Origin of the sequence: Paenibacillus glycanilyticus (assembly GCF_023715145.1) — a bacterium.
Taxonomy (GTDB): domain Bacteria; phylum Bacillota; class Bacilli; order Paenibacillales; family Paenibacillaceae; genus Pristimantibacillus; species Pristimantibacillus glycanilyticus_A.
Genome location: NZ_JAMBNP010000004.1, coordinates 431,052 through 449,533, shown reverse-complemented (window position 1 = coordinate 449,533; position 18,482 = coordinate 431,052). Strand labels below are relative to the sequence as shown.

Annotated in this window: 19 protein-coding genes and 1 pseudogene; 17 read left to right on the top strand and 3 right to left on the bottom strand. The window is 49.0% G+C overall.

What is annotated here, in order from left to right:
• The first annotated feature begins 154 nt into the window (after positions 1 to 154).
• On the top strand, positions 155 to 670 hold the full coding sequence (locus M3194_RS14515; protein WP_251654785.1) for a DinB family protein: 516 nt from the start codon (positions 155 to 157) through the stop codon (positions 668 to 670).
• A 7-nt stretch (positions 671 to 677) separates the two neighbouring features.
• A complete protein-coding gene (locus tag M3194_RS14510) occupies positions 678 to 1,139 on the top strand; it encodes a putative immunity protein (protein WP_251654784.1) in 462 nt (153 codons plus the stop codon).
• On the opposite strand, the gene M3194_RS14505 is transcribed toward M3194_RS14510, so the two are convergent.
• Both M3194_RS14505 and M3194_RS14500 read right to left on the bottom strand, forming a co-directional pair.
• A complete protein-coding gene (locus M3194_RS14505; RefSeq protein ID WP_251654783.1) occupies positions 1,128 to 1,493 on the bottom strand; it encodes a VOC family protein in 366 nt (121 codons plus the stop codon). The genes M3194_RS14510 and M3194_RS14505 overlap by 12 nt on opposite strands.
• Before the next feature lie 16 nt (positions 1,494 to 1,509).
• Positions 1,510 to 2,493 carry a zinc-binding dehydrogenase gene (locus M3194_RS14500; protein ID WP_251654782.1) on the bottom strand — a complete coding sequence of 328 codons (984 nt, stop codon included), beginning with the start codon at positions 2,491 to 2,493 and terminating at the stop codon, positions 1,510 to 1,512.
• A gap of 133 nt (positions 2,494 to 2,626) precedes the next feature.
• Between M3194_RS14500 and M3194_RS14495 the strand changes: the two genes are divergently transcribed.
• The 5 genes from M3194_RS14495 (at position 2,627) to M3194_RS14475 (ending at position 7,616) form a co-directional block, all read left to right on the top strand.
• Positions 2,627 to 3,352, top strand: coding sequence for an MOSC domain-containing protein (locus M3194_RS14495; RefSeq protein ID WP_251654781.1), 726 nt, complete (start codon positions 2,627 to 2,629; stop codon positions 3,350 to 3,352).
• Positions 3,353 to 3,509: 157 nt separating this feature from the next.
• A complete protein-coding gene (locus M3194_RS14490) occupies positions 3,510 to 4,364 on the top strand; it encodes a manganese catalase family protein (RefSeq protein ID WP_251654780.1) in 855 nt (284 codons plus the stop codon).
• A 79-nt stretch (positions 4,365 to 4,443) separates the two neighbouring features.
• The gene (locus M3194_RS14485; RefSeq protein ID WP_251654779.1) at positions 4,444 to 6,456 is read left to right on the top strand and encodes a Na+/H+ antiporter; all 2,013 of its coding nucleotides are present in this window, start codon (positions 4,444 to 4,446) and stop codon (positions 6,454 to 6,456) included.
• Positions 6,457 to 6,515: 59 nt separating this feature from the next.
• On the top strand, positions 6,516 to 7,073 hold the full coding sequence (locus M3194_RS14480) for an NADPH-dependent FMN reductase (RefSeq protein ID WP_251654778.1): 558 nt from the start codon (positions 6,516 to 6,518) through the stop codon (positions 7,071 to 7,073).
• A 3-nt stretch (positions 7,074 to 7,076) separates the two neighbouring features.
• Positions 7,077 to 7,616, top strand: coding sequence for a GNAT family N-acetyltransferase (locus M3194_RS14475; protein WP_251654777.1), 540 nt, complete (start codon positions 7,077 to 7,079; stop codon positions 7,614 to 7,616).
• A gap of 52 nt (positions 7,617 to 7,668) precedes the next feature.
• Here M3194_RS14475 and M3194_RS14470 read toward each other — a convergent pair.
• Positions 7,669 to 8,612 (bottom strand): annotated as a pseudogene (locus tag M3194_RS14470) (substrate-binding domain-containing protein).
• A gap of 158 nt (positions 8,613 to 8,770) precedes the next feature.
• Here M3194_RS14470 and modA point away from each other — a divergent pair.
• The 10 genes from modA to M3194_RS14420 all read left to right on the top strand — a co-directional run bounded on the left by modA (position 8,771) and on the right by M3194_RS14420 (position 18,403).
• Positions 8,771 to 9,580, top strand: coding sequence for a molybdate ABC transporter substrate-binding protein (gene modA, locus M3194_RS14465; RefSeq protein ID WP_251654776.1), 810 nt, complete (start codon positions 8,771 to 8,773; stop codon positions 9,578 to 9,580).
• Between the two features lie 51 nt (positions 9,581 to 9,631).
• Positions 9,632 to 10,012 carry a hypothetical protein gene (locus M3194_RS14460; RefSeq protein WP_251654775.1) on the top strand — a complete coding sequence of 127 codons (381 nt, stop codon included), beginning with the start codon at positions 9,632 to 9,634 and terminating at the stop codon, positions 10,010 to 10,012.
• Positions 10,013 to 10,108: 96 nt separating this feature from the next.
• Positions 10,109 to 11,608 (top strand): spore germination protein, encoded by a 1,500-nt coding sequence (locus M3194_RS14455; RefSeq protein ID WP_251654774.1) that lies wholly within the window; start codon positions 10,109 to 10,111, stop codon positions 11,606 to 11,608.
• A 10-nt stretch (positions 11,609 to 11,618) separates the two neighbouring features.
• A complete protein-coding gene (locus tag M3194_RS14450; protein WP_251654773.1) occupies positions 11,619 to 12,710 on the top strand; it encodes a GerAB/ArcD/ProY family transporter in 1,092 nt (363 codons plus the stop codon).
• Complete coding sequence (locus M3194_RS14445; protein ID WP_251654772.1) at positions 12,703 to 13,809, top strand: Ger(x)C family spore germination protein; 1,107 nt, start codon at positions 12,703 to 12,705, stop codon at positions 13,807 to 13,809. Before M3194_RS14450 ends, M3194_RS14445 begins: the two co-directional genes overlap by 8 nt.
• Before the next feature lie 168 nt (positions 13,810 to 13,977).
• Positions 13,978 to 15,174, top strand: coding sequence for an MFS transporter (locus tag M3194_RS14440; RefSeq protein WP_251654771.1), 1,197 nt, complete (start codon positions 13,978 to 13,980; stop codon positions 15,172 to 15,174).
• A 77-nt stretch (positions 15,175 to 15,251) separates the two neighbouring features.
• Complete coding sequence (locus M3194_RS14435; protein WP_251654770.1) at positions 15,252 to 16,049, top strand: DUF2935 domain-containing protein; 798 nt, start codon at positions 15,252 to 15,254, stop codon at positions 16,047 to 16,049.
• A gap of 145 nt (positions 16,050 to 16,194) precedes the next feature.
• Entirely contained in the window at positions 16,195 to 16,911 is a 717-nt protein-coding gene (locus tag M3194_RS14430; RefSeq protein ID WP_251654769.1) for an AAA family ATPase, read from the top strand.
• Between the two features lie 18 nt (positions 16,912 to 16,929).
• Positions 16,930 to 17,478: a GrpB family protein gene (locus M3194_RS14425; RefSeq protein ID WP_251654768.1), complete on the top strand. Its 549-nt coding sequence runs from the start codon at positions 16,930 to 16,932 to the stop codon at positions 17,476 to 17,478.
• Between the two features lie 16 nt (positions 17,479 to 17,494).
• Positions 17,495 to 18,403, top strand: a complete 909-nt coding sequence (locus tag M3194_RS14420) for a LysR family transcriptional regulator (protein WP_251654767.1) — start codon at positions 17,495 to 17,497, stop codon at positions 18,401 to 18,403.
• The last annotated feature ends 79 nt before the right edge of the window (positions 18,404 to 18,482 follow it).

The window sequence follows — 18,482 nt, the reverse complement described above, 5'->3', positions numbered from 1 at the left end:
TTTCTTATTCCAGGAAGAGATGAATGCACTTTGGAATCGGGATTGGAGGAACGGCATATTTTTAATAACAAACAGCCTATCGAACTTGGAGATGATCCTTACGGATAAACGATATATAATGGAATTAGAAGATAACGTTATAAAGAGGTGGCCAATGAAAGGGCTGGACGTTATAAATACTTATCAAGACCGGCTTGATTCCTATTCCGTCGAACAGCTGCGTTACCGGATAAAGCCGGAATCCTGGTCTATTGGCCAGGTCTATTCTCACATTGTGGACGTGGCACTAGAGTACTTGGACAATATGCAGCAATGCTTGGTGTCTGACTGTGCGCAGCCGCTCGGAAAAACAACGGCAGGTGAGGAGCTGTTCCGTGCCAACGCCTTTCCGCCAATAAAGATCAAGCTGCCGGAGGGCATGGAATACAGTCCGGACGATAGCAAGACCAATGCGGAGCATCAGGAGCATCTGAATCATTTAATAGAGAAAATGAGAGATTGGGATAAGCAGATTCCTCTTCTTGATCCCCAATCCAAAGTGAGACATGGCGGATTTGGCTGGCTGAACGCCAGTGAGTGGTTTGAGCTGATTGATATGCATACTCGACATCATTTGCGTCAAATAAAGGAGATCGAAGGACAATGGAACAAAATGACTCTCGACAGGTAAACGATATATGAAGGGGCTGATTGGTCAGGACAGACGTATTGCCGACCTGGTCAAGCAAGTGGATCATCGCGTATTGGCCCTATGGGCTGCCGATTGCGCGGAGCGAGTCCGGCACTGCTTTGAAGTAATCCTGACTCAGGATAATAGGATGAAGGAAGCTATTGTTGCGGCCCGCGCCTGGTCGAAGGGGGAAATGCCCATGTCGGCCGCGCGCAAAGCAGCGTTTGCCGCACATGCCGCAGCACGAGATGTCATCGCGGCAAGCAGCGCAGCCTCACGCGCCGCCCGGGCAGCCGGGCATGCGGCAGCAACGGCCCATGTGGCCAGTCATGCTGTGCACGCGGCGGCTTATGCGGCTACGGCGATCCGGGATTTTACAGAAAAGACGGAGGCCGTTATTGCCGCAGACCGCGAGCGGGAGTGGCAGTATAAACGGTTGGTCGAGCTGCTGGAGCAATTACAACGATGATATTCCGTGCTTCTTAATCTCTATCCGATTGCCGTCCGGGTCCAATAAGATACCAATAATTCCCCAGCTATGAGTTGAAACCTCTATTGTTACGTGACGATTTCTTAGCTCTTGTACGGTTTGCTCGAAATCTTCGACGTCAAGGCGGAGAACGGTCGGATTCTGAGAACGGGACTTTGCGGCAGGGGAGGCCGCACCGCCTTTCTCTACCATCAGGTAGCTGTTCCCGAACTGAAACACGGTAAGCTCCGGTTGTTGTTCACGGACAGGCAATCCTAGTTGATGCGTGTAGAAATCGAGAGCAGCGGGATAATTCTCTACAAATAAAATCAAGCCGGATTCTTTAATGTTCACGAGTTGCCCTCCTGTCTTAAAGAACGGCTACAATCTTGCCGCGGACATGTCTTTGGGACAGGCGTGCAAGCTCGGCCGGCACTTCCTCCAGGCTGATTGTTTTTTCGATCATGGCATCTATCCTCTTGTCGACAAGGAGCTGCATGAACTCCTCGGTCATCAAGGCCAGCTCTTCCTCCGCGCGGATGTCTCCCGACAAATGAGCGCCGCTGAGCATCATTTTATGAACGGTGAACGTTTTATGGGAAGGCTGGAAGTCGGCCACGGTTACCGGAGCGCCGGCTATACAGGCTAATTGTCCGCCAAAAGCAAGCATGGAGAGATCAGTCTGGGCAGTAGCGCGGTTAATCGAATTTAAAATGTAATCTGCGCCAAGTCCATCGGTTGCTTCCTTTACCCGGGCAGCTACATCCTCCGTATTGTAATCAATAACAACGTCGGCGCCTAACTGCTCGACATAGTTCCTGCTTGCTTCGGAAGCCGTCGTCAGAATAGGAGATGCTCCAAGCAGCTTCGCAAGCTGAATGGCATAACCGCCAACGCCGCCGGCACCGGCATGAATCAGGATGGAACGTCCGGCTTTGACGTTTAATTTCTCGATTAACGCTTGATAGGCGGTTAGTCCGGCGCATGGGAAGGCGGCCGCTTCCTCGAAAGAGAGCCCTTCCGGCATACGGCCAGCGGTGCGTGCCGTTGTAATGCCGTATTCGGCATAGGTACCTGGCTTCATGAAGCTCCCGTGATAGGCGACGCGGTCACCAACCTCCCATTTCGTAACGCCTTCGCCTACAGCGTCTACGATTCCAGCTGCATCCAGACCCGGAATAAAAGGATACTGCCATGCCGGATGGCCGTTTGCAGCCATTTTGTAATCTGCCGGATTAAGGCTTATCGCTTTGATCTGAACGCGGATTTCTCCAGGACCCGGCTGTGGAACCGGCATTTCTGCCAGCGTAAATATATCTGGAGCCCCTGGGGCATTGATGATAATGGCTTTCATAATGATCCCTCCGAATAGAAATAGAATTAGACTTCCATTATAACGCCGGATGATTAAATAATAACCATTTTTTGTTTTGCTGCAACTTCAATTAGAATGGATCTATTAAATACCAAAAAATCAACAAAGGAGCATGAACGTGCAGATTGGCGAGATTCAGGACATATACCGGTATCCGGTAAAATCATTTGCGGGAGAGAAGCTTGAGGAATGCGTGATTGAACCCTATGGTTTGCTCGGAGATCGGTTTGTCACCTTCTACGATGAGACCAAGAAGGATTGGTATAAATACATAACGGCTCGAAACCTCCCTAATATGCTGAATTATCAAGCGACTTATAATAACGGCGAGATTCGAGTGAAGGCACCGGGCGGCCAAGAGTACAACTGGGATACGCTATTATTAGAAGAAATTCAGAGCCAGACGAAAACGCGCCTGACGATGTCCGACGTGAAGGAGCCGCATCCGGAGCATCCGCAGCTGCTCTCCGTTGACGGTGCAAGCATTCTGATCATTACCGATGGTTCCTTGAACAAGCTGCAGGAAACATGGGGGAAGGAGCTTGATGAACGGCGCTTCCGGGCGAATTTTGTTGTGAAGGTTAGTGATGATGCCATCACGGAGGGGGAATGGCTCGGACGCAAGCTGAAGATAGGGGACGTAGAGCTGCAGGTGGACAGCTTCTGTCAGCGCTGCGTTCTGATTACGATGGACCCGGACACGCAGGTAAAGGATCCATCCTTGCTCAGAAAAGTGAATGAAGAGTTCAACCTGCAGTTTGGCGTGTATGCTTCCGTCGTGAAGACCGGTACAATCAAACAGGGCGATAAGGTTCTTCTGGCTGCAGAAGAAGCGTAGGGAAAAGAAAAGAAACCGCGGGCAACCGCGGTTTCTTTTCTTTTTGTCCATTATTTGTACGTTTATCACGTGCACAACCATAATCATTGCCACAGAATGAAATACTCTCCTGCGGCACATGCTATTAGCGCTTAAGCCAACATAAGGGGGATAAACCGTGTATTTCTACAAGCAAGATTTGATTAATATGATAGTGCCCGATAAGCCGGATCCTGCAGCGGCAAAGGTGCTTCAGGAAGCGCTTGGCGGTCATTACGGCGAAATGCGCACGATGATGCAGTATTTTTTCCAAAGCACGAATTTTAGAGGGAAAGCAACGCAATACCGCGATCTGATCAGAGGCGTGTTCCTGGAGGAAATCAGCCATGTCGAGCTTGTGCAGACCACGATAAATCAGCTGCTGACTGGTTCAGGGGAAGAAATTCCGGGTAATGCTGGAGTAGATGGGGCTCCGCTTGACGAAGCGCTTAAACATGCGAATCCGCATCACTTTATTGTAGGCGCGCAAGCCTCTCTGCCGGTTGACGCCGGAGGCAACCCCTGGATGGGCAACTGGGTCTACAACCACGGCAATCTGATTGCGGATCTTCTGGATAATTTGCTGCTCGAATCGACGGGGGTATTGCAGAAGTCCCGCATCTACGAGATGAGCTCCAATAAAGCGTTCAGGGAGACGATCGCTTTCCTGATTGTACGGGATAATGCCCATCAGAATGCCTTCGCAAAGGCGCTTGAAACACTTGGCGTAAGCTGGGGCAATCTGTTCCCTGTACCGAATTACGACATCAACAAATATCCGGAATGCCGGAAATACGTGGATATGGGCTTCCACAATGCACAGTTCAACTTCCGGTTAGACGATACACGAATTGCCGAAGTATACAGCGGCAAGTCGCCTAGCCGCAACGGCGGAGACCTGCAGGTGATTCCGCCTCCGGAAGGCTACCCGGTGCCGTATAATCCGGAGCTGCCAAACGAGCACGCTCCCGGCTTGACGGATATGGGAAGATAAACGCTTAAGGAAAACAAAAAGGGATCTCACGCATCGGGCGTCTGATCCCTTTTGTATAGAAAAGAATGGAGGTAACCGCTTGGAAATCTTTATTATCGTGCTTGTTATGCTTGTCCTGATTGGCGTCTCAAATGTGATCTATCGCTATATTCCATTCGTTCCGGTTCCTCTTATCCAAATTGCGCTGGGGGCGGTCATTGCCGTTATTCCATTCGGGGTTCATCTGCATCTGGAGCCTGAACTATTCTTCATCCTGTTTATCGCTCCGCTCTTGTACAATGACGGTAAAAATACGCCGCGCGACGAGCTTTGGCGCCTGCGCGCGCCTATTTTGCTCCTGTCTGTAGGTCTGGTCTTCGTGACGGTCTTTGTCATCGGTTATACCATTCACTGGATGATTCCTTCCATTCCGCTTGCCGCAGCCTTTGGCCTTGCAGCGATCCTGTCGCCAACGGACGCGGTTGCCGTAGGTGCGTTAGCCGGTCGGATTCAACTGCCCAAGAGCCTGATGCGATTGCTGGAAGGCGAAGCCTTAATGAATGATGCATCTGGTCTTGTAGCGTTCAAATTTGCGACCGCGGCCGCTTTGACCGGCATTTTTTCCTGGCATAAGGCCACCTTCAGCTTTATTGTCATCGCTGTTGGCGGGCTGCTGGTAGGCGCAGTGCTGGCTTTTCTAATTATCGGCATCCGTCAACTGCTCCGGAGGGCGGGGCTTGAGGATGAGACGATGCATATGCTGCTCCAGCTTGTAACGCCGTTCCTTCTCTATCTAGTAGCTGAAGAGCTTGGGGTATCCGGCATTCTGGCGGCGGTAGCCGGCGGGATTGTACATGCCATAGAGGATGATAAGGTGGATCACAGCATGCCAAGGCTGAAGTCGGTATCCGTGAATACTTGGTCGGTTATTCTGTTTATACTGAACGGGCTTGTTTTCGTTATCCTGGGCATTCAAATCCCCGAGGTCACTTCGGTGATTTTCAAGGATCCCGGATTTAATAATGTCGTTGTAATCGGTTATGCGATCATTATATTTGTTCTTTTGCTCGTGCTTCGCTTTGTATGGACCTTTTTGTTTACCTGGTTTGGCAAAGATAAGCTCAGCTTCAAGGTGCTTATTCTTACGACGATCTCCGGCGTGAGAGGCGCGGTTACGCTTGCCGGTGCCTTTTCGGTTCCTTTGCTGCTTAACAACGGGAACCCGTTCCCGCAGAGGAATCTCATTATTTTCCTGGCTGCTTTTATTATTCTGCTGTCGCTGTTGACGGCGAGCATTCTGTTGCCGATCATCGCGAAGAAACGAATAATTGCGGATGAATCCGAGAAAGCCCATGAAGAACGGGAATGGCAAATGAAAGTGATGGGGGCTGCGATCCATCATCTGGAGCATGTGAGCCATGAAGCCAATGAGGAGGCGATCGAGTCCGTTATAGCCGAATACCGCAGGATGATTCTGCAAATGGAGATGATCGAGAATCAGAACCGTCCGCTTCCTAATCGTCGTCAGAAGGAGCTTGAGATGCGGATTATAGCGCTTGATATCGAGCGGAAATATGTGGATGAGCAATTAGAGAAGGGGGCAATCAGCGAGAAGCACGCGAATTTCTATTTCAAAATGCTTGATCAGATTGAGATGATACTCGCTAACCGTCTTCATCTGTGGAAGATGGTCCTCAAGGGATTATGGAATAAAATTAAGGCGAGCTTCAGCGGCAGCGGTTATAAGCTGGCTTTCACGGAAGCTGATATTAATGCGCTTCGGGGACTTAGGCTGCAATGCTCGGAAGCCGTGCTGGAAGAGATGGATGCCAGATGCGAGCCGGAAGCGAAGGACGATCCAACGGAATGCGTAACCGCTTATTATCATCAGATTATTAGCAGGATGAAGGAAATGCCGGTACATTCGAAGAATAAAACGGATGATTTTAATGAAGCGCGGAAAGAGCTGCATTGGAGCGCGATTCAAGCCGAGCGTGACGAGGTTCAGTCCCTTTACGAGAAAGGAACCATAGACCGAGAGCTTGCATCGATCCTGCGCCGGCATATCCGCGACCGCGAGGCCGCTATGTACGAGGAGGATGAAATCGGTTAATCTTAAGTGGTGCGTATATTTGCACCGTACAAGTAACCGAGAAGGAGAGATTTATCATCATGACGCAATCCTATCATATTGTTGGCCTGACGGGCAGCCTGCGCAAAGCCTCCATGAATAAGACTTTATTAAAAAATGCGGCGTTGTTCCTACCGGAAACCTATACATACACCTACGCCGATCTAGGAGACCTGCCGCTTTATAATCAGGATCTGGAGGAGGAACTGCCGGAATCCGTAAAGCAATTCGCCGAGCTCTGCAGCTCCGCTGACGGCTTTCTGATTAGTACACCGGAATATAACGGCTTGATTACAGGCGTTCTGAAAAATGCGCTAGACTGGGTATCCCGGAAAAGCATCGGGGCTCCGCTTGCCGGTAAGCCTGTTGCCGTTATGGGAGCTACTATGGGGCCGGGCGGTACCGCTCGTGCGCAAACCAACATGCGCCAATTGATCTTCGCGCTTGATATGGATCCGGTTAACCGTCCGGAGCTTAAGCTCTCCCAAGCGCACATGAAGTTTGATGATGAGGGAAGATTAAACGACTTTGCTATCTTGCAAGTCCTTCAGCAGCTGATGGACAAGTTTGTCCATAAGGTAGAGCGGTCGAAGGAATAAGCCATGCAAAGCAGCCGGATTGAATTAAGAACAATCGGACCGGGCGATGCCAGAGCGCTGCTTGAGCTTAGACTGCGAAATCGTGCGTTCTTCCAGCCGTTTGAACCGGTTCGGGACGAGAAGCATTATACAATCGAAGAGCAAGCGAAGGAGCTTGCCAACGGCGAAGCTGCTGCGGAGCAGGGACAGGCTTACATTTACGGGATATTCTTACCGGAGTTCGATGAATTGATTGGCAGGATCGCTCTGACCGGAGTGTCCAAAGGCGCGTTCCAGAACGCGTATCTCGGTTACTTCATTGATGAGGCTCATAACGGACAGGGATACGCGACCGCGGCAGTGTCGTTGATCGTTCGCAAGGCGTTTGACGAGCTGAACCTGCACCGCATTCAAGCAGGCGTTATGCCAAGAAATGAACGCTCGGTCCGCGTGCTGCAAAAGGCGGGCTTCCGGCAGGAAGGCTTAGCGCAGCGCTATTTGAAGATTAACGGGATTTGGGAAGACCATCTGTTATTCGCGATTACGAGCGAAGACGAGAAATAAAAAGAACGGCCTTGGTGCTTAGTGCTTATGCTCCAAGGCCGTTCTTCGTTATTCAGGTTTCGTACAAAATCTGGCCTGTTAGAGACAGATCATAGCCGGAAATCGATCGAAGCTCCTTGTGGAAGGAGGTAGAGTTTAAAATGTTCATCACGGCTGAGATCCATGCCGAATTCTCGGGTTTGTTCAGCAGAACAAGATCATATTGCTCTTGAATAAGAGGGATAAAATCGACATTGCCCACGATAACGGCAGCTTTCTCGATGCCAACCCCCACATCGGCCTCTCCGGAAGCTACCTTGCCGGCAACGCCGATATGATTGCTTTCCTCAAGCTCATACCCTGACAATTCAACCGGTTGTATGCCGTGCAGACGCAGCTGTTCATCCAGCAGAACGCGGGCACCGGAGCCTCTCTCGCGGTTGACCAGCTTTAAGCCCGGCGTCCAAGATCTGCCCAGCTTCCGAGCTTGTGGGGATTTCCTTTCGCGACGTACAGACCCGCACGCCGTTTGAGCAGATTCACGACTTTATAGGAAGAACCAATTAAGAGTCTTCGGATATAAGGGAGATTATAGTCTCCCGAGTCGCCATCCAGCAGATGCGTGCTGACAATATCCGATTCCCCTTTATACATGGAGAACAGGCTGTCCAGACTGCCTACATAAGAACGCAACGGACGAACGCCGGGGACATGCTTTTCCAGATGCGTAGCTAATAGATCAAGGCTGACATCCTGCCCCGTAATGACTATCGGACGGCTGCTGCTGGGCGGATAAGAGGGAACGGACGGGATAATCGCGGCAGACGGCTCGGTTAATTTTGGAGTGCTTTTCGTGCTCTGCTTATAGGCCTCCAAGTCGGAGGAATCCACCCGCATTTGCTTGCCTACACGGTAGGATTGGAGCTCGCCTTTCTTGATCAGATCATACACGGTAAGCTTGGATACTTTAAGAATATGGGCGATCTCTTCAGTCGTATAGGATATATCGTCGGCCATTAGACAAGTCACCTTCTATTCAACGGTTTGACCATATTGTAACATATCAGGGTAGCTTCCGATTGTTGAATCAGCAGATTTATATTGGAATGGTAAATGATATGTGATATAAAGTGGTTATAAATAGATATAATTAGATGTGTTTTGGAGGGGATAGGATGAGGAGAAAAGGAGTAAGCAGTCTAGTTTTGTTAAGTCTAGTTATCATGATGGTGATCATGGCAGCATGCGGCAATGCCAACAACAAAGGCAATGGAGAAGCACAAGCTCAGGTTGCGCTGACCATATCCGCAGCGGCCAGCCTGACGGATGCGCTTAACGACATTCAGAAAACGTACGAGGACAAAAATCCGAACGTAAAGCTGAATTTCAACTTTGGCGCTTCCGGTGCGTTGCAGCAGCAGATTGAACAAGGAGCACCTGCTGATCTGTTCCTGTCCGCTGCCGTGAAGAACCTGCAGGCGCTTGTCGATAAGCAGCTGATCGATACGGGCAAACAAACCAATCTGTTGAGCAATGAGCTTGTTGTGGTGGTGCCTGACGATAGCGGGGCAGCTCTGGCAAGCGAAGCGGATTTGACCAAAGCCGAAATTAAGCATGTTGCCATCGGCATTCCGGAAAGCGTACCGGCAGGCAATTATGCCGAAGAATCATTAACGAACGCGAAGCTGTGGGATACGCTGCAAGCCAAAGCCGTGCAAGGCAAAGACGTTCGGCAAGTGCTTCAATACGTGGAAACAGGCAATGCGGATGCGGGATTTGTCTACAAGACGGATGCTTTGACCTCGGACAAAGTGAAGATTGCGTTTACCGTAGACCCGCAAACCTATACGCCTATTCAATATCCAATCGGGATCGTGAAGGCAACAAAGCATAATAAGGAAGCGGAGGACTTCTACGACTATCTCCAATCACAGGAAGCTATCGACATATTCGTGAAATACGGATTCTCGGTGCCGGCCAAATAGGAATATCGTATACATAATAAACTGTTAAATAGGAGAGAGAAGGAGGAAACTATGCGCAAATCTTATCTGATCGTTATTATCCTTTTTATAATGGCTGTTATGGTCCTGGCGCGTCACAACGAGAATGGCTTCCGAATTACCGTACACAATAAACTCGATCAATCGATTCCGGAGCTGGTTATGACCTTCCCTCACGGTACGAAGACATTCCGCATGGAAGCCGATTCCGTTCGTACCATCCATGTGGATCCCAAGAATTTCGGGGAAGGGTCCATTAACCTCATTTACGAAGGGGAGCAGGGTCAACAGGAAATTATGGTGATCGGTTATATAGAAGAAGGTTATGAGGGGAAAGCAGATGTCAGCATAGACTCCGTATCGGAGCAAGGCGAATTGCAGGTTAAGGTTCAGCAAGACGTGAATCTATATTAAGTCGAAGCCGCGATCAATGATCGCGGTTTTTTTTGGTTAATTTTAAGGAAGATTATGCAAAATAAGAACTATCCTATCCTTACCAGAGGTGTGCAAATGACATTTTCTCAAGTATTGCGAACCATGATGATCAAGGATTCGAGGAAGAATCCCGGTAAGGAAGAGCAGCTTCCTCCGCCTGAACAGGAGCCTCAGGAGCCGACACTTGAGCACATGCTAGAGGAGTTTCGGGACTGCAGCGATATTACACATTCAGCGTTTCCCAAGCATCGGATCGATCTCATCTACTTCGATCAAATGATCGATAAGGAAAAGCTAAGCCGGCATATCTTAAGTCCTTTGCTTAGCGGTGATGCGGAAGAAGTAGCGAAGATGCTGCAGCATTTGGAGCCTTTCAAAATTACAAAAAGCAAGGATCTGGTATTAGAAATATTATCTGGCGGCGTTGCGGTGTTTGACGGGAAGAATGCTTATGCTTTTAATGCCTATAGTCCGGAGAATCGGTCGATCAGCCAGTCCGAGACAGAGACGGTTATTACGGGACCGCATGATGCCTTCACCGAGCAAGTAAACACTAGTCTCGCCATGATCCGCTCCAGATTGAAGAGCTCCCATCTGAAAGTGATGAAGCTGTCAGTTGGCGAGGTCACCAAAACGGACGTTTATCTGCTCTATGTGAAGGATCTCGCAAATATGCACTTTGTCGAAGAGGCGAAGAAGCGGATCGAGAAGATAGAAGTAGATGCCATGCTTGACACAAATATGCTGATTCAGTACATGGATGATAACAAACTATCGATCTTTCCGCAGTTTCTGACTTCCGAGCGGCCGGATGCGATAGTATCCAAGCTGGTAGCGGGGCGTGTGGCCGGTATTGTGGACGGAAGCCCATCCGCATTCACCTTGCCCACCTCGTTTTTTGAGTTTTTCTCTTCTTCCGACGATTATTATCAGCGTTGGATACTGGGCAGCGCAATCCGATTGCTTCGTTTCGTTGCCTTCGTCATTACAATCAGCTTTACGGCTTTATACGTATCGGTCACCACATTTCATTACGAGATGATTCCGGAGAACCTGCTGATGACCTTAACCGAATCCAGAAGCAGGGTGCCGTTTCCCCCTTTATATGAAGCTCTTCTCATGGAAGTGACCATCGAGCTGCTGCGTGAAGCGGGAGCCAGACTTCCGACCAAAATCGGTCAAACAATCGGTATCGTAGGCGGTATCGTTATTGGGCAAGCCGCCGTACAGGCGGGATTAACGAGCAATATCCTCATCATTGCGGTAGCTTCCTCGGCTATTGCTTCCTTCGTTATCCCAAGCTATGTGATGAGCGCTTCCATTCGTTTAATACGATTTGGTCTTATCTTATTGACCGGCTTACTAGGCAATTTGGGGTTGGTATTTGGTATCGCGGCAATCGTCATCCATTTAAGCGGTCTTACAAGCATGGGAACGTCTTATTTGAATCCCGTAGCTCCGTTTGAACCAAAGGATTGGAAGGATATCTTCATTCGCTCTCCTTTCCAGTCTTTGCGCGAGAGACCTACTCAAAGCAGTTCGCCCAACAAGGTACGCAATAGAACCAAGGAGTGAAATGATCCCTATGGAGAAAAAGGAAAAGCTGTCCCCATTCCATACCACGATCTTGGTATTTATGATCCAGAGCGGAGTCATGGCCTTAATCCTTCCCCAGTTGCTGGCTGAAACCTTTGGAACTAACGGCTGGATTACGGTATTGGGATTCGGATTTGTTGCGTCCATAAATATCTTTCTCATTGCGGCCGTGTACAAGCTCGGGAAGGGACGCTCCATCTTTCAAATTCTCGAACAGTCCATTCCGAAATTCATGCTTATCCCTTTTTATCTGGCGCTGGCGCTTGTCTGGACTTTGCTTGGCTGCATGGCGGGGAAAGAGTATATCTTAATTTTTCAGATGTACGCATTTCCTACGACAAATCCGATGGAATTCAAGCTAATTATGGATTTGCTTGTTTTTTGGCTGTTGACTAAAGGGCTGTACAACATCACAAAGGCTTCAACGATTTTCTTCTGGTTGTTCAGCTGGCTGGTGCTGCTGCTCTTCTTTTTCTATGCCGATTTCAGCTGGACGCGGCTAACCCCGTTTTTGTTCAAGGAAGGACATTTCACCTATCTGGAAAGCCTGGATATTTATTCTTCGTTTCTAGGATATGAGATTGTCATTCTGTTGTTTGCCTATACAAACCAAAAAACCAAACTTATCAAATCCACCTTGCTTGGGAATCTCATCACGACCGTTATGTATTGTTATTTGGCCTTAATCACTTTTGGAGTATACAGTTTAGGACAGCTAAAGAACAAAGCGTTTCCCGTGCTTGAAATGATGGCTTATATCCGGTTTCCTTTCATCGAGAGGATGGAAAATTTGCTCTACGGATTTATCCTGTTTACCGTTCTGTTCTCGATTCTTATGTATGAATGGTGCGCACTGGAAATGCTGAAGCAGGTATTTCCCAAGCTGAAAGCCAACTTCCTTGCGTTTATGCTTATCCTGTCCTGTTTCATCGTAGCGTATATCCCGGAGACGCTTAATGAGGTAGGGGACTGGCTCAGCACGTTAAGCATGATTGAATGCGGAATAGCGTTCGGATTACCTTTTCTCCTGCTTATTGTGCTTATGTTTCAAAAAATGGGGAGCAGGACCGCTCATGAATAGAATGCTGAGTTTGTTACTGGCCTTGATGTTGCTAGCTGTCCTTCCCGGCTGCGATTACCGCATATTGGAGCGCATCGGCTATACTTATGCAGCCAGCTACGATACGGCACCCGGGAATCAAGTCGAGATTGGCATAAGTATTCCCAGAGCCGATCCAACGGTAAAGCTTCAAAGAGAGCTGCATTCCGCGATTGGAAAAAGCTCCAAGGACGCCAGAGTGAAGTTCTCCAACGAGACGGACCTGCTGCTTGTAAACGGCCAAATCCGTGTGCTTTTATATTCGGAAGATCTGGCGCGCAAAGATTTGGCGAATGAAATTAACAGCATCTTGAGGGATACTTCGATATCTCCGTTAGTAAGAATTTCCTTAGTCAACGGCAATGCAAAAGATTTGCTGTTCAAAAATTACAAGCAGCATTTATCGACGGACAAATATATAAACCGGTTATTAGAGAAATCCAGCGTCAATAATCGCATTCCGAAGACGACGCTTTACGAATTTGAACGCGATTATTATGAGGACGGAGTGGATCCGGTTGCTCCCATCCTGAAGGAGGAAGACGAAGACATTACCCTTGACGGTATCGGGTTATTCCGGGGTTATCAGTATATCGCGAAAATTCCTAATAAGGATGCTTTGCTGTTCTCCATATTGCGGGGCAGAATTAAGAAGGGGGACATGGCCCTTGATTTGGCTGAGCATGAGAACGGATCTGCCGAGGAGTATATTATGTTTACTTCTGTGATCAGCAACCGGAAGATGCATGTCAAACATCGAAGCGGCGAACCGATTCATGTTACCTTGGAAGCGAATTTTAAAGGCTCTGTCCATGAATATATCGGTAATTTGAAACTAAGCAAAGATGCGGACAGGCATCAGGTAGAGAAGAGAGTGTCCGAACTTCTAACTTCGCGGGCGAACCGGCTTGTCAAGCAATTGCAGAGATACAATGTCGACAGCCTCGGAATCGGGATTCATGTGCGCAACAGCATGTCCCACAAAGAATGGAAGGCTTTGGACTGGAGTAAAGAATATCCGCGCGTCAAGGTTGATTGCCAGCTAAAATTTAAAGCTAAGGACTATGGGAAGATCAGGTAAGAGCAGTTGGTCGGAATAAGTTAAAAACATAGATAAAAATAAGACCGCATAAGGCGAAAGTCTGTTATGGGCTTGTTACATTTTTTCCTGTTCATAATTCAGAAGGAAGTGGCGTACTCTAACTTTCAGTGTGTAATGTAATCCCGACTGATTTACTTGGAGGAAGTCATGGAGAACAAGAAGCAAAGAGATCTCGCTTCAATTGCGACAATACCGCTTACGATGACTTTGGCCAATTCGATCCTTATCCCCGTTCTTCCTTCCATGCAAAAGGCAATGGGGATAAGCGCTCTTCAATCCAGCTTGTTAATTACGTCGTACGCCGTTATTGCCATTTTGTTTATTCCTATCACGGGATATTTGTCCGACCGTATCGGCAGGAAAAAGGTGATCTTGCCGGGGCTGCTCCTTGTGGCGGCATCCGGTGCTTTTTGCGGCTGGGCCGCCGTCGCATTCGATAAGCCTTATGCCTTGATTATGACTGGCCGTTTGTTTCAAGGCCTGGGCGCGGCAGCATGTTTCCCGGTTGTATTGCCGCTAGTCGGCGATTTATTCAAGAAGGAAGAGGATGTCAGCAGCGGGCTTGGCATCGTCGAAACAGCCAATACCTTCGGTAAAGTGCTTGCTCCAATCCTTGGCTCCGCGTTAGCGATGTGGACCTGGTATATGCCCTTCTGGTTTATTCCGGTCTTTAGCCTTATTTCTTTCCTTCTTGTTGCGATCTGGGTGAAGGCTCCCAAGGATAAGAAAACAGCCGTTCCCTTCAAGCAATTTGTGCATTCCGTTGGTTCGCTGCTTCGCGAGAAGGGAAGATGGATTTGGGGCGTGTATATATCGGGCGGCATCAACATGTTTGCGATATTTGCCTCTTTATTCTATTTGTCGGAAACGCTGGAGGAGCGGGGGAGTCACGGCATAATCAAGGGCTGCCTTGTTTCCATTCCGCTGGCTGCCCTATGTACAACTTCATGGGCAATCGGCAAATGGATCGGCCAGAATAAAAAGCTGATGAAATGGATCTCCGTGATCGGATTTCTTGAGGCTTCAGGTTGCCTTCTGTTCCTGGCTATCGGAGGAAGAGATACGCTGTGGATTATTATTACCCTTCTGTTTGCAGGATCCGTTGGTCTTGGGGCTGCGCTGCCAACGCTGGACGCATTGCTGACGGAAGGAATTGAGAAGGAGCAGCGAGGCACCGTCACTTCCTTCTACAGCAGCATCCGGTTTCTTGGAGTTGCGGCAGGTCCTCCGTTGGCAGCCTTGCTAATCGAGCAGTCCAAGTCCTCCTTGTTCTGGCTGTTAACGGCCTGCTGCTTGGCTGCCGCTCTCATTGCCATGTTCACGATCAAGCCGAAGAGCAGTTAGTATCCGCTGCATCGTTATATATCCGCGGATTCCGTCATACCCTCTAAAGAAATGGAGCATGAGGGAGGGATCCTCGATTGGCACAGTCTGAATGGTATGAGCATCGCTTCTGGCTGCAAATTTTAGGTGATCATGCCCGGTTTATTTTTAATACTTTATCGCCGGTTGAGTCTAACGATATCAAGCTTGCCAGCTACTACATTACTGCTTTTGACCAGCTGTTAGAATATGCCAGGCAGTCTTCGTCGGAGGCGGATTGTCACTTTATTAGTAAACAGGCTTGTGAATTAACGACGGAGTTCCGGGCCTTCAAGCTTGGCATTCTCGAGAGAATGCTTCTTGGCAAAGTGATGATTATGCTCACGCCCACCTTTATCAATCATATGGTCAACGAGCTTGAGGAATATTTGCGGATTCTGAATGACTTGGTTGCAGGCAAGCCGGTTCCCGCGTTTGATGCGCTGCATCATGATTTTTTATGGCTGCCGGATGCTGCAGGGCATGCGGCTGCTATCGGAAGCGATCTGGATTTTGTGGAGAAGCGGTTCATAAAGCGTTCAGAGCAGTTCGAGGAGCATTTCAACCAATTGTATTTAAAAAGCGTTGAGCTGGCCGGCTATATGAGGACGGAGCTTCGAGACTTCCCGGCGTTCCGCAGGCTTCACAAGGAAATAGACGTGGAGATGAAGCTGTTTACGGGGTTCCTTAAAGAGCTTGAAGACCTGGAATTATCGGATGAGGTGCTGGATCGGATCAGCCCTTTGATGCCTGATCATATGATGAGGGAAGAATGCTATTATCTGACAAAGCTGGCCCAGCTGGGTCTCGTGCCGAATCCGAATTGCCAGGCGGATAAACCGAGAATTCAGCCCTAATAACGATCCAATGACTATCTCCTGTTGAGGTAGTCATTTTTCATGTGCGGTGCACCGTGGCAATCCGGCGTTAGAGGTTGCTGATCTTGCTGAGGACGGCGATAATGAAATTAGATTTGAATAGAGTAATGGGAGTTGACCGTTGATGTTTCTAAGAAGCGCGGAGATCAGACGGGATGAACATACGGATGAGAGGGAATACCCTTTTTCGATTCCGGCGATAAAAGCGATAGACAAGCTGCAATTCCGCTCAAATGTTACGTTTCTGGTAGGAGAAAACGGTTCGGGCAAGTCTACGCTGCTCGAGGCTATCGCTTATCAGTGCGGCTTTCATACGGCTGGCGGCGGCAGGAATAATGAATATGAGGTGGATTCCTCCGCCGCGATATTGGGAAATGCCATCAGGCTATCCTGGATGCCGAAGATAACGAACGGATTTTTCCTGCGGGCGGAAACTTTTTATCACTTCGCTTCCCATATCGATACGCTTGAGCCTAGTGTGTTAAATCATTACGGAGGTCGTTCCTTGCATCAGCAATCCCATGGAGAAGCCTTCTTGTCCTTGTTCAAGCACCGGTTTGGCAGAAAAGCCATCTATCTGCTTGACGAGCCCGAGGCTGCGTTATCTCCCGCCAGGCAGCTCGCCTTAATGCGCGTCATTAAAGATTTGTCCGATGAAGCGCAGTTTATCATCGCAACCCATTCTCCGATTCTGCTCGGATATCCGGATGCGCAGATTTTGAACTTTGACGAGCAGCCTGTAGAAGAGATCCGGTATGAGGATACCCTGCATTACATCGTTACGCGAAGATTTCTGGAGAACCGGAAGACCGTGCTTGCTGAATTGTTTGAGGATGAATAAGAGCGGAAAGGAGTAACCATGATGGAGGATCAATGGACGATAGCGAAATATAACCCGCAGTGGAGAACGCTGTTTCTGGAGACAGCCGCAAGGCTAAGAGCATCCCTCGGAGATATCGCCCTTCGAATTGATCATATTGGATCGACGTCCATTAGAGGGCTAGATGCGAAGCCGGTTATCGACATTCAGATTTCGGTATCTCGATTAGAAGATTTGCCGAGGTTTAAATCCGGAATGGAGCAGCTCGGGTTTGTGTTCAGAGAGGAGAATCCCGACCGGACGAAGCGATATTTCCGGGAAGCCCCCGGTACCCGCAGAACCCATATTCATGTGAGACAGGCAGGGAGCTTCTCCGAGCAGGTAAATCTGCTGTTCCGGGATTATCTGCGGCAGCATCCGGAGGATTGCCTGCGTTATTCGAGCGAGAAGCGCCGGCTAATGAAGCTGTACAAGCATGATCGAATCAGATATGTCGAAGGAAAAGGCCCTATCGTATGGGATATTATCCATAAGGCGCATCTCTGGTCACAAGACATCGGCTGGTCGCCGGGAATAACGGATGCTTAGATAAGGAGGAACGGCATTGACCTTACAGCAATTAAAATACATTATTGAGGTCGCGAATCGCGGCTCTATTAACGAAGCTGCAAAGAGACTGTTCATCTCGCAGCCAACGCTTTCCAATGCCATCAAGGACCTGGAAGACGAGCTGCAGCTTGCGATATTCGAGCGTTCGAACAAAGGGATTTCCCTCTCGAAGGAAGGCGTGGAGTTCCTCAGTTACGCCCGTCAGGTAGTGGAACAGGCGGAGCTGCTGGAGAGCCGGTATTTGAACGCGAAGCCGTCTCCGCAGCATTTCTCCGTATCAACGCAGCACTATGCCTTTGCGGTTAATGCCTTCGTAAGCCTGGTACAGGAATTCGGGCAGGAGGAGTATGAGCTGTCTCTGCGCGAGACGAAGACCTACGAGATTATCGAGGATGTGAAAAGCCTGCGAAGCGAGATTGGCATCCTGTATCTCAATGAGTTCAACGGGAAAGTGATCAACAAGCTGCTGAAGGACTCGAACCTGCAGTTTACGAGCTTGTTCACGGCAAACCCGCATATCTTCATCAGTATCAAGAACCCGCTCGCCAAGCAGGCTAAGGTAACCATTGACCAGCTGGACGAGTTTCCGTATCTGTCCTTTGACCAGGGGGAGTACAACTCTTTCCACTTCGCTGAGGAAATTCTGAGCACGTTATCGCATAAGAAGAGCATTCGGGTAAACGATCGGGCAACCTTGTTTAATCTTCTGATTGGTCTTAACGGGTATACGATTTCGACCGGCGTGCTAAGCGCGGATCTGAACGGCAACGAGATTATTCCCGTCCCGCTAGATACGGAAGAAACCATTAACGTCGGCTGGATCGCCCACCGGAGCACGGCGTTATCCAAGCTTGGAGCGGCTTATATCGAAGCGTTGCATAAAGCGATTGCTCCAGCTCTCTGATATAGCTTTTGGCTATAGCTGGATATAGTATTTTACAGTTACACTATAACTCTTGAACCATGTTATCTTTCTTGTAACA

What these genes read in the sequence shown, in the direction of transcription:
- M3194_RS14430 (WP_251654769.1), top strand. Translation starts at nt 16,195, where the DNA reads ATGTTTCTAAGAAGCGCGGAGATCAGACGGGATGAACATACGGATGAG.
- M3194_RS14440 (WP_251654771.1), top strand. Translation starts at nt 13,978, where the DNA reads ATGGAGAACAAGAAGCAAAGAGATCTCGCTTCAATTGCGACAATACCG.
- M3194_RS14495 (WP_251654781.1), top strand. Translation starts at nt 2,627, where the DNA reads ATGAACGTGCAGATTGGCGAGATTCAGGACATATACCGGTATCCGGTA.
- M3194_RS14425 (WP_251654768.1), top strand. Translation starts at nt 16,930, where the DNA reads ATGATGGAGGATCAATGGACGATAGCGAAATATAACCCGCAGTGGAGA.
- M3194_RS14510 (WP_251654784.1), top strand. Translation starts at nt 678, where the DNA reads ATGAAGGGGCTGATTGGTCAGGACAGACGTATTGCCGACCTGGTCAAG.
- M3194_RS14455 (WP_251654774.1), top strand. Translation starts at nt 10,109, where the DNA reads ATGACATTTTCTCAAGTATTGCGAACCATGATGATCAAGGATTCGAGG.
- M3194_RS14475 (WP_251654777.1), top strand. Translation starts at nt 7,077, where the DNA reads ATGCAAAGCAGCCGGATTGAATTAAGAACAATCGGACCGGGCGATGCC.
- modA (WP_251654776.1), top strand. Translation starts at nt 8,771, where the DNA reads ATGAGGAGAAAAGGAGTAAGCAGTCTAGTTTTGTTAAGTCTAGTTATC.
- M3194_RS14480 (WP_251654778.1), top strand. Translation starts at nt 6,516, where the DNA reads ATGACGCAATCCTATCATATTGTTGGCCTGACGGGCAGCCTGCGCAAA.
- M3194_RS14515 (WP_251654785.1), top strand. Translation starts at nt 155, where the DNA reads ATGAAAGGGCTGGACGTTATAAATACTTATCAAGACCGGCTTGATTCC.
- M3194_RS14460 (WP_251654775.1), top strand. Translation starts at nt 9,632, where the DNA reads ATGCGCAAATCTTATCTGATCGTTATTATCCTTTTTATAATGGCTGTT.
- M3194_RS14445 (WP_251654772.1), top strand. Translation starts at nt 12,703, where the DNA reads ATGAATAGAATGCTGAGTTTGTTACTGGCCTTGATGTTGCTAGCTGTC.
- M3194_RS14500 (WP_251654782.1), bottom strand. Translation starts at nt 2,493, where the DNA reads ATGAAAGCCATTATCATCAATGCCCCAGGGGCTCCAGATATATTTACG.
- M3194_RS14450 (WP_251654773.1), top strand. Translation starts at nt 11,619, where the DNA reads ATGGAGAAAAAGGAAAAGCTGTCCCCATTCCATACCACGATCTTGGTA.